We start from the raw sequence: 10,116 nt of genomic DNA, 5'->3' as shown, positions 1-10,116 counted from the left end.
GGGCCGGCCACGAAGAGGTCGCGGTCCTCGACGGCGGTTACGCGGCGTGGTCGGCCGAGGGACACCCGGTCAGCACCGAGCAGCCGACCCCGGAGCCCGGCGACATCGAGGTCCACCCGGGCGCGATGCCGGTCCTCGACGCGGACGAGGCCGCGGCGCTGGCCCGTGACGGCCTCCTGCTCGACGCCCGGGCCACCCCGCGCTACGCGGGCGAGACGGAACCGATCGACCCCCGCGCGGGCCACATCCCGGGCGCGGTGAACGCCCCGTTCCCGGGCCACATCGCGGAGAACGGCCGCTGGCACGCCCCGGAGCAGCTGGCGGCCCGCTTCACGGACCTGGGCCTGCGCCCGGGCGAGCCGGTCGGCGCGTACTGCGGCTCGGGGGTGACGGCGAGTTCGGTGGTACTGGCCCTGGAACTGGCCGGCCACCCGGGCGCGGGCCTGTACGCGGGCTCGTGGTCCCACTGGTCCCGCGACCCCGGCCGCCCCGCGGCGACCGGTCCCCTCCCCGGCTAGGCGCTCCGCCTTTCGGCCGGCGGGCCACCCCCGGCCCCTTTCGGCTCCGCGGAGTCCCCCGAACGGCACTACAGTCGGACACTATGTCGCCGGCCGTCGTGTGGGACTCCGCCCTTCTCGGTTATGACCTGGGCGGGGATCACCCGTTCAACCCCGTCCGGCTGGAGCTGACCGTCCGGCTGGCCACCGAGCTCGGCGTGCTCGACGACGTCCCCCTGCTCGTCCCCACCGGCGCGGGCGACGAAGAGCTGCTCCGGATCCACGCTCCCGAATACCTCGCCGCCGTGCGGGAGGCGCCGCTCGTCGGGTGGGATGTCGGGCACGGGCTCGGGACTTCCGACAATCCCGTCTTCTCCGACATGCACGACGCTTCCGCGCTCGTCGTCGGGTCCACGCTGCTCGCCGCCCGCAAGGTCGCCGAGGGCGAAGCCACCCGCGCGGTCAACATCGCCGGGGGGCTGCACCACGCCATGCGGGACCGGGCGGCCGGGTTCTGCGTCTACAACGATTGCGCCGTCGCCATTTCGTGGCTGCTCGACCACGGTTTCGAGCGGATCGCCTACATCGACACCGACGTCCACCACGGCGACGGGGTCCAGGCCGCCTTCTACGACGACCCGCGCGTGCTCACGATCTCGCTGCACCAGCACCCCTTCACGCTCTGGCCGGGCACCGGCTACTCCGCCGAGACCGGGCGGGGGAAGGCCGACGGGACCGCCGTCAACATCCCGCTGCCGCCGCGGACGCGGGATCCCGGGTGGCTGCGGGCGTTCTCCGCCGTCGTCCCGTCGCTGCTCGCCGACTTCGAACCGCAGCTGCTGTTCACCCAGTGCGGCGTCGACTCGCACGAAGAGGACCCGCTCGCCGACCTCTCGCTGTCCGTCGACGGGCACCGCACCATCTACGCCACCCTCCGCGACCTCGCCGAGACCTACGCCGGCGGCAAGTGGATCGCCGTCGGGGGCGGGGGCTACCAGCTGATCCGCGTGGTCCCGCGGTCGTGGACGCACCTGATCGCCACCGTCCTCGACCGGGACGTCGACCCGGCGACGCCGCTGCCGCCGGGGTGGACCGCCACCGTCGGGAAGGCCGCACCGCACGCCGAGCTGCCGCGGGCGATGACCGACGACCGCGACACCGGGTTCAAGCCGTGGGGCGATGGCGAGGACGACCCCGTCGACATCGCCGTCCGCGACACGCGCCGGGCCGTGTTCCCCTTGCACGGCCTCGATCCGGACGACCCCAGGGACTGATGATGGCCGGCCGGGACCCCTTCGACTACCCCCGCGACTGGGAAGCCGACGTCGTGCTGTCCGACGGCGGCACCGTCCACCTGCGCCCGATCGTGCCCACCGACGCCGACGGGCTGGTCGCCTTCCACGGGAAGCTGTCCGAGCGCACGCGGTACTTCCGCTACTTCGGCGCCTACCCGCGGATCCCGGAAAAGGACCTGAAGCGGTTCTCCACCGTCGACCACCACGACCGGGTCGCGTTCGCCGCGTTCCTGGGCGACGACATCGTGGCCGTCGGGCGGTACGAGCGGCTCGACCACGGGCCGTCGGCCGAGGTCGCCTTCGTCGTGAGCGACGCGCACCAGGGCCGCGGGCTCGGCTCGATCCTGCTCGAACACCTCGCCGCGGCCGCGTCCGAGTGCGGGCTTCGGCGGTTCGTCGCCGAGGTGCTCGCCGAGAACGCCGCCATGGTCCGCGTCTTCCGCGACGCCGGCTACCAGGTCAGCCGCGAGATCGAGGAAGGCGTGCTGCACCTGGAGTTCGACATCGACCCGACCGAGGAGTCGCTCGCCGTCGCGCGCTCCCGCGAACAGGCGGCCGAGGCGCGCAGCGTGCACAACCTGCTGCACCCGGCGTCCGTCGCGGTGATCGGCGCGTCCGCCGAGCCGGGCAAGGTCGGGCACGTCGCCTTCGTGAACCTGCTGGCCGCCGGGTTCACCGGCACCGTCTACCCGGTCAACCCGGAGCACCGCGCGGTCCGGGGCGTCCGCGCGTACCCGTCGGTGCTGGACATCCCGGACCCGGTCGACCTGGCCGTCGTCGCGGTGCCGGCCGAGGCCGTCGAGTCCGTTTTGGACGCTTGCCTGGCCAAGGGCGTGAAGACGCTGCTGATCCTGTCGAGCGGGTTCGCCGAAGCCGGGCCGCACGGCCTGCACGCCGAGCTCCGGCTGGTCGGCGAGGCACGGGCGCACGGCATGCGGGTGGTCGGGCCGAACGCGCTCGGCGTGCTCAACACCGCGCCCGGCATCCGGTTGAACGCCACGCTCGCACCGCGCTTGCCCGGCCGCGGGCGCACCGGTTTCTTCTGCCAGTCCGGCGCGCTCGGCACCGCGATCCTCGCCGACGCCGAAGCGCGTGGCCTCGGGCTGTCGACGTTCGTCTCGGCCGGCAACCGCGCCGACGTCTCCGGCAACGACCTGCTCCAGTACTGGGAAACCGACCCGGACACCGATCTCGTGCTGCTGTACCTCGAGTCCTTCGGCAACCCGCGCAAGTTCGCGCGGCTGGCCCGTCGCCTCGCGCGGACGAAGCCGATCGTCGCGGTGAAGTCGGGGCGGCACGCGGTCCGCCCGCAGCTGGCCGCGACGTCGACGGAGATCGACGAAGCCAGCGTCCAGGCGCTGTTCGAGCAGGCCGGCGTGGTGCGGGTGGAATCGCTGGCGCAGCTGTTCGACACCGCGCTCGTGTTCGCCCACCAGCCGCTGCCCGCCGGGCCGCGGGTCGGCATCGTCGGCAACTCCAGCGCGATCGGCCTGCTGGCCGCCGACACCGCGCGGATGCAGGGGCTGCGCCTGGCATCGGACCCGGTGGACGTCGGCCCGCAGGCGAGCCCGGAGGACTTCGCGAAGGCCGTCGGCGAGGCGCTGACGTCAACGGAGACCGACGCGCTGGTCGTCGTCTTCGCGCCGCCGGTCGCCATTCCCGGCACCGCGTACGCGCGTGCCCTGCGGGAAACCGTGGTCGAACTGGGGGAGCGCAAGCCGATCGTCTCGACGTTCCTCGCGGCCGAAGGCGTACCGGACGAGCTCGCCGTGTTCACCGGCGACGGCGTGCCGACGCGCGGGTCGATCCCGTCGTACCCGAGCCCGGAACGCGCGGTGAACGCGCTCGCCAGGGTCGTCCGGTACGCCGCGTGGCGGCAGCGCCCGCAGGGCACGCTCGTGCGGCCGCGGGGGATCCACACCGAGCAGGCGCAGGGCCTCGTCCGCGAACTCCTGGACACCGAAAGCGGCAAGACGACGCTGCTGTCGGACGCCGACGTCGTGCGGCTGCTCGGCTGCTACGGCATCGACGTCGTGCCGTTCCGCATCGTGTCCAATGTGGACGAAGCGATCGCGGCCGCGGCCGAGCTGGGCTACCCGGTGACGCTCAAGGCGGTCGACGAACGCCTGCGCGGCCGCCCCGACCTCGCCGGCGTCCGGCTCGACCTGGCTTCGGCGGATTCGGTGCGCACCGCCTACGAAACCTTGCGCGAGATCTCCGGCGACGACGAGGTCTACGTCCAGCGGATGGCACCGAAGGGCCTGTCGTGCGTGATCGGGCTGCAGGACGACCCGTCGTTCGGCACGCTCGTGTCGTTCGGGCTGTCCGGGCTGGTCAGCACGCTGCTGGGGGACCGCGCCTACCGCGCGGTCCCGCTCACCGACGTCGACGCGGCCACCCTGCTGCGCGAGCCGCGCACGGCCCCGCTGCTCACCGGCTACCGCGGCGACGAGCCCGCCGACCTCGCCGCGCTGCAGGACATGGTGCTGCGCGTGGCCGCGCTCGCGGAGGACAACCCGGAGGTGCGCTCGCTGGTGCTCGACCCGATCCTGGCCTCCCCGGACGGCGCCTTCGTCGCGAACGCGCGCCTGGTGCTGGGCCTGCCCCCGACCCGCCCCGACACCGGCCCCCGCCGCCTGCGCGCGATCAACCCCCTCGACTGATATGGCCACGCCCGTCCCGGCACCGGAACTGAAATGTCACCTGTCACCTGTCACCGAACTCTTGACCTGGCACGCGAGCGGCCCGCTCCGGTGCGGGCGCATACGGCCGACCCGCTCAGCTGCGCCGGCTACGTCCGCAGCCCGTGCGATCGACTCAGCAACTGAAATGTCACCTGTTACCGATCTGCTGATCCGGCGCGCGAGCGACTCGCTCCGGTGCCGCTCCGTGTGGCCGACCGGTCCCGGCGCTGGAACTAAAATGTCACCTGTTACCTGTCTCCTGATCCGGCACGCGAGCGACCCCCTTCGGTGCCGGTCCGCGCAGTCGTCCCACCAAGCTGCGCCGGCCACGCAAACCGGCCCGTGCGACCAACTCAGGAACTGAAATGTCACATCTCACCGAACTCCTGACCCGGCACACCACCGACCTCCCCGGCGCAGTAGCGCTCGTCGCGCACGGCGAGCAGGTCGAAGCGGCGGCCGTCGGCTGGGCCGACACCGAGCACACCGTCCCGATGGCGCGAGACGCCCTCTTCCGCATCGCTTCACTCAGCAAACCGATCGTCGCCGCCGCTGTCCTCCTTCTCGCCGACGAAGGGGACCTGAGTCTCGACGACCCCATCGCCCAATGGCTCCCGGAACTCGCCTCCCCAGTCGTGGTCCGCACCCCGGACGGCCCGGTCGACGACGTGGTCCCCGCCGTCCGACCCATCACCGTGGCCGATCTGCTGACCTTCCGCTGCGGGTACGGGCTCGCCGCCGACATGACACTCCCCGCCGTCGACCTGCTACTGCAAGTGCTCGGCCACCCGGCCGCGCCGCCGCGGGGGCTCGCCCCCGACGAGTGGCTGGCCGCGCTGGCCCAAGTGCCGCTGCTGCACCAGCCCGGCGAGGCGTGGCTCTACGACACCGGCTCGGACCTCCAGGGCGTGCTGATCTCCCGGGTCACCGGCCGCCCGTTGCCGGAGTTCCTGGCGGAGCACCTGTTCGAGCCGCTGGGCATGGCCGACACCGGGTTCACCGTGCCGACGGCGGCGCTGGGCCGGCTGACCAGCGCGTACCGCCGCGGCGAAGACGGGCTCCGGCTGATCGACTCGCCCGAAGGCCGGTGGAGCACCCCGCCGTCGTTCCCGTCCGGGTCCGGCGGGCTCGTCTCGACGGCCGACGACCTGCTCGCGTTCGGCCGCTTCCTGCTGGCCGAAGGCACCGCGGGCGACCGGCGGCTGCTCTCGCCGCGGTCGGTGCGCGCGCTGATGACCGACCACCTGACGCCGGCGCAACGGGAAGCCGCGAAGGCGTTCCTCCGCGGTCAAGGCTGGGGGTACGGCGGTTCGGTGGACGTCGACCCGCGGCAGCCCGGCGAGGTGGCGGGCCGCTACGGCTGGGTCGGCGGTGCCGGCACGGCGTGGCACGTCGTCCCGTCGACCGGCACCGTTTCGGTGCTGCTGACCCAGGTCGAGCTGACCAGCCCCGAGCCGACCCCGCTCATGCGCGAGGTGTGGACGTACGCCGCTTAGCGAGTGCGTCGCCCAGGGCCAGCAGCTGCGAGGTCGCCGAGCCCAGCTCGAACTCCAGGCGCTTCGCCGCCGTGAAGTAGCGGTGCACCACGTGGTCGACGTCGATGCCGACGCCGCCGTGGACGTGGACCGTCGTGTGCGCCACCCGGTGGCCCGCTTCCGCGGCCCAGAACTTCGCCGTCGCCACGGCTTCCGTCGCGGGGAGGTCCGACGCGAGCCGCCACGCGGCCTGCAGGGTGGTGAGGCGGACCGCTTCGACGTCGACGTACGCGTCCGCGAGGCGCTGGCGGACCGCCTGGAACCCGCCGAGGACGTGGTCGAACTGCTTGCGCTCGCCCGCGTACGCCGCGGTCAGCTCCAGTGCCCGTTCGACGACGCCGAGTTGCTGCGCGCAGACCCCGACCGTCCCGCGCAGGCGCAGCCATTCGCCGATGTCGCCCAGCGAGGTCCCCGGTGCGTCGGACAGCTCCAGCAGGCACGCGTCCGCGTGGTCGGTCGTCCGCTGCGGCCGCACCGAGACCCCGGGTGCGGCCGCGTCGACCAGGAAGACCTCGTCCGAAGCGGCGACCAGGAACCCGTGCGCGAACGCGCCGGACGCCACGGCCGGCCGCGAACCGGACAAGAGACCGCCGACGGCGGTGAACCCGGACAGCGCCACGGCCAGCACGCGTTCGCCGCGCAGCACCGGCAGCACCCAGCGGTCCACGAGCTCCGGCGTGCCGAACTCCGCCAGCGCCGACGCGGCCATCGTGATCGACGGCAGGTAGGGGACCGCGGCCACCGCCCGGCCGATCTCGGTGAGCACCGCGCACTGCTCCAGCAGGCCGAACCCGCCGCCGCCGAGCGACGACGGCAGGGCCGCGTCCAGCACGCCCGCCTGGCCCAGCGCCGTCCACAGTGGAGCGTCGAAGCCGCCGGTGCCGTGCGGGTCGTGGGTGGCCTTGTCGGCGAGGATCCGCCGGGTCAGCGCGGCGAGGTCGGCCGACGCCTCGGAAGGGGTGAAGTCCATGGAACGCTCCTAGCGCGTGACGGGCAGGCCGAGTGCGGTCGCGGCGATCATGTCCCGCTGGATTTCGTTGGTGCCGCCGCCGAAGGTGAGGATGAGCGCCGACCGGTGCAGCCGTTCGATCCGCCCGGCCAGCAGCGCGCCCGGCGAGCCTTCGCGGACGACGGCCGCCGCGCCGAGCACCTCCATCAGCAGCCGGTAGGCCTCGATCGCGAACTCCGTGCCGTACACCTTCGTCGCCGACGCCTCCGCCGGGCCGAGCTCGCTCGCCGCGGCCGCCCAGGCGATCCGCCAGTTGCGCAGCTTCAGGTACTCCGCGCCGGCGTGTACCCGCGCGAGGTGCAGCCGCACCCACTCCTGCTCGATGGCGCCGGACTCCTGCGCCCACGCCAGGACGTCGGCCAGCGCCTTGCGCACCGGCGCCGCGGACGTCAGCGCGACGCGCTCGTGGTTGAGCTGGTTGGTGATCAGCGGCCAGCCCGCGTTCTCCTCGGCGACACGCGCCGAAACCGGCACGCGCACGCCGTCGTAGTACGTCGCGCTGGTGCCCGCGCCCGCGACCGTGTGCACCTTGGTCCACGAGAACCCAGGCGAAGACGTCGGCACGATCAGCATCGACAGCCCGCGGTGCTTCTTCGCCGAAGGGTCGGTCCGCACCGCGAGCCAGACGTAGTCGGCGTACTCGATCAGGCTGGTCCACATCTTCTGCCCGGTGACGACGTACTCGTCGCCGTCGCGGACCGCGCGCGTCTTCAGCGACGCCAGGTCCGTGCCGGCTTCCGGCTCGGAGTAGCCGATCGAGAAGTGCAGCTCCCCCGCGGCGATCTTCGGCAGGTAGAACGCCTTCTGCTCGTCGGTGCCGTAGCGCATGATGGTCGGCCCGACGGTGTTCACCGTCAGGAAGGGGACCGGCACCCCGGCGACGGCCGCTTCGTCGGTGAAGATGAGCTGGTCGAGCATCGGCCGGCCCTGCCCGCCGTACTCCTTCGGCCAGCCCAGCGCGAGCCAGCCGTCCTTGCCCAGCTGCCGCACGATCTCCTTGTAGGCGGCGCCGTCGCCGTATTCGCCGCCGCCCGAGCGGAGGCCGTCCCGACGCTCGGGCGTCATCAGCTCGGCGAAGTACTCCCGAAGTTCGACGGCCAGCGCGCGCTGCTCCGGCGTGTAGTCGATCCGCACCCGTCACCCCGATCCGGCGTTATAGTAGAACCTGTTCTAGTTGTACCAGGGCCGGCGCGGTGGAGGAAGCATGGAGATCGGCATTGATCGACTGGCGTGCGAGGCGAACGCGGTGTGCGTGGGCTTCGCCCCGGACGTGTTCGACCTCGACGACGACGAGAACCTGGTGATCCAGTCGGGCCCGGTCCCGGCCGATCAGGTAGAACGTGTTTCCGATGCGGTCAAGAGCTGTCCGAAGAACGCCCTGTTCATCGTCGGTTAGCGCCGTTCACTGAAAGGCTTGCCCAAACCGAGAACAGATTCTAGTCTGGGCCCGACATCTGGGACTCGACGAGGAGGCCTCGCGGTGAGCCTGACCGGCAGGACAGCGATCGTAACGGGTGCCGCCGCGGGGCTGGGCCGGGCCGAAGCGCTCGCGCTGGCCGCCGGCGGCGCCACGGTCGTCGTCAACGACATCGGCGAACCGAAAGACGTCGTCGAAGAGATCGAGGCGGCGGGCGGCAAGGCCGTCGCGGTCGCCGGCGACGTGGGGGAGCGGGCCACGGCCGACGCGCTCACCCAGGCCGCGCTGGACCTCGGCGGGCTCGACATCGTGGTCAACAACGCCGGCGTGCTGCGCGACAAGATGCTCTTCTCGATGTCCGACGACGACTGGGACACCGTGCTGCGCGTCCACCTGCGCGGGCACTTCCTGTTGTCCCGCAACGCCGCGAAGCACTGGCGCGAGCGGTCCAAAGCGGACGGCAAGCCGGTTTACGGCCGGCTGGTCAACACGGCGTCGGAGGCGTTCCTCATCGGCTCGCCCGGCCAGCCCAACTACGCCGCGGCGAAGGCGGGCATCACCGCGCTCACCATGTCGGCCGCCCGCGGCCTCGCCAAGTACGGCGTCCGCGCCAACGCGATCTGCCCCCGCGCGCGGACGGCGATGACCGAGGGCGTGTTCGGCGCCGCCCCCGCCGAAGGCGCCGATCCGCTCTCGGTCGAGCACGTCGCCCCGTTCGTCGCCTACCTCGCGTCGCCGGCCGCCGAGCACGTCAACGGCCAGGTGTTCGTGGTGCACGGCGGCACGGTCTCCCTCGTCGAAGCGCCGCGGATCGAGCGGCGCTGGCGCCTCGACGAGCTGGAAACGTCGGTCAGCGCGTTCTTCGCCGAGCGCGATCCCGGCCGGATGTTCGCCGCCACCGAAATCCTGGAGGAGTCTTGAGGCTGGACGGGAAGATCGCCATCGTCACCGGGGCCGCGCGCGGCCAGGGCGCGGCCGCGGCCCGCGCGTTCGTCGCCGAGGGCGCGAAGGTGCTGGTCGCCGACATCCTGGACGACGAGGGCAAGCAGCTCGCCGCCGAGCTCGGCGAGAGCGCCGTCCACCAGCACCTCGACGTCGGCAGCGAGGACGACTGGGCGGCCGCCGTCGAGCGCGTGACCGCCGAGTTCGGCGCGCCGAACGTGCTGGTCAACAACGCGGGCATCCTCCACTTCTCCGAGCTGGGCAAGACGATGCTGGCCGACTACGAGCGCGTGATCCGGGTGAACCAGATCGGGGCGTTTCTCGGGATGCGCTCGGTCGTTGAACCGATGACCGCCGCCGGCGGTGGCTCCATCGTCAACGTGTCCTCTGTGGAGGGTCTGGCCGGGATGCCGTACCTGATCGCCTACACCGCGAGCAAGTTCGCGATCCGCGGGATGACCAAGGTCGCCGCGATGGAACTCGGCAAGAAGCACATCCGCGTCAATTCGGTGCACCCCGGCGCGATCGACACCCAGATGGTCTCGACCGCGGCCGGCGGCCAGAAAGTCGACATGTCCTACGTCGGCAAGAAGGTCGCGCTGGGCCGGGTCGGGCAGCCGGAGGACATCGCGAAGCTGGTGCTGTTCCTGGCCAGCGACGAAAGCGCGTACTGCACCGGGGCGGAGTTCGTCGCGGACGGGGGAGCGACGGCCTCGCACGCGCTGAACTTCTGATCA

General features: G+C 72.4%; 9 protein-coding genes. 7 read left to right on the top strand and 2 right to left on the bottom strand.

Going from position 1 to position 10,116, the window contains the following annotated elements:
• From G3I65_RS12205 to G3I65_RS12190, 4 genes are all read left to right on the top strand, one after another.
• Window positions 1-518: sulfurtransferase (locus G3I65_RS12205; protein WP_160696203.1), on the top strand; the 518-nt coding region annotated here is incomplete at its 5' end.
• A gap of 83 nt (window positions 519-601) precedes the next feature.
• Complete coding sequence (locus tag G3I65_RS12200) at window positions 602-1,771, top strand: acetoin utilization protein AcuC (RefSeq protein ID WP_160696202.1); 1,170 nt, start codon at window positions 602-604, stop codon at window positions 1,769-1,771.
• Between the two features lie 2 nt (window positions 1,772-1,773).
• Complete coding sequence (locus G3I65_RS12195) at window positions 1,774-4,455, top strand: bifunctional GNAT family N-acetyltransferase/acetate--CoA ligase family protein (protein ID WP_160696201.1); 2,682 nt, start codon at window positions 1,774-1,776, stop codon at window positions 4,453-4,455.
• Window positions 4,456-4,841: 386 nt separating this feature from the next.
• A complete protein-coding gene (locus G3I65_RS12190; protein WP_160696200.1) occupies window positions 4,842-5,972 on the top strand; it encodes a serine hydrolase in 1,131 nt (376 codons plus the stop codon).
• On the opposite strand, the gene G3I65_RS12185 is transcribed toward G3I65_RS12190, so the two are convergent.
• Window positions 5,941-6,981 carry an acyl-CoA dehydrogenase family protein gene (locus G3I65_RS12185; protein ID WP_160696199.1) on the bottom strand — a complete coding sequence of 347 codons (1,041 nt, stop codon included), beginning with the start codon at window positions 6,979-6,981 and terminating at the stop codon, window positions 5,941-5,943. The two genes, G3I65_RS12190 and G3I65_RS12185, sit on opposite strands and share 32 nt — an antisense overlap.
• Before the next feature lie 9 nt (window positions 6,982-6,990).
• The gene (locus G3I65_RS12180) at window positions 6,991-8,154 is read right to left on the bottom strand and encodes an acyl-CoA dehydrogenase family protein (RefSeq protein ID WP_125306719.1); all 1,164 of its coding nucleotides are present in this window, start codon (window positions 8,152-8,154) and stop codon (window positions 6,991-6,993) included.
• Between the two features lie 70 nt (window positions 8,155-8,224).
• Between G3I65_RS12180 and G3I65_RS12175 the strand changes: the two genes are divergently transcribed.
• The 3 genes from G3I65_RS12175 to G3I65_RS12165 all read left to right on the top strand — a co-directional run bounded on the left by G3I65_RS12175 (window position 8,225) and on the right by G3I65_RS12165 (window position 10,113).
• A complete protein-coding gene (locus tag G3I65_RS12175) occupies window positions 8,225-8,416 on the top strand; it encodes a ferredoxin (RefSeq protein WP_160696198.1) in 192 nt (63 codons plus the stop codon).
• An 84-nt stretch (window positions 8,417-8,500) separates the two neighbouring features.
• Window positions 8,501-9,358 carry a 3-oxoacyl-ACP reductase gene (locus G3I65_RS12170; protein WP_160696197.1) on the top strand — a complete coding sequence of 286 codons (858 nt, stop codon included), beginning with the start codon at window positions 8,501-8,503 and terminating at the stop codon, window positions 9,356-9,358.
• Window positions 9,355-10,113, top strand: coding sequence for a glucose 1-dehydrogenase (locus G3I65_RS12165; protein ID WP_160696196.1), 759 nt, complete (start codon window positions 9,355-9,357; stop codon window positions 10,111-10,113). The genes G3I65_RS12170 and G3I65_RS12165 overlap by 4 nt, the downstream gene beginning before the upstream one ends.
• Window positions 10,114-10,116: the final 3 nt, after the last annotated feature.

The organism is Amycolatopsis sp. SID8362, assembly GCF_010550475.1.
In the GTDB taxonomy this organism is placed as follows: Bacteria; Actinomycetota; Actinomycetes; order Mycobacteriales; family Pseudonocardiaceae; genus Amycolatopsis; species Amycolatopsis eburnea.
This window is presented reverse-complemented; position numbering and strand designations above follow the sequence as displayed.

Bases quoted from the DNA above. Each gene is read 5' to 3' on its own strand.
- G3I65_RS12185 (WP_160696199.1), bottom strand. From the start codon at position 6,981: ATGGACTTCACCCCTTCCGAGGCGTCGGCCGACCTCGCCGCGCTGACC.
- G3I65_RS12200 (WP_160696202.1), top strand. From the start codon at position 602: ATGTCGCCGGCCGTCGTGTGGGACTCCGCCCTTCTCGGTTATGACCTG.
- G3I65_RS12175 (WP_160696198.1), top strand. From the start codon at position 8,225: ATGGAGATCGGCATTGATCGACTGGCGTGCGAGGCGAACGCGGTGTGC.
- G3I65_RS12195 (WP_160696201.1), top strand. From the start codon at position 1,774: ATGGCCGGCCGGGACCCCTTCGACTACCCCCGCGACTGGGAAGCCGAC.
- G3I65_RS12190 (WP_160696200.1), top strand. From the start codon at position 4,842: ATGTCACATCTCACCGAACTCCTGACCCGGCACACCACCGACCTCCCC.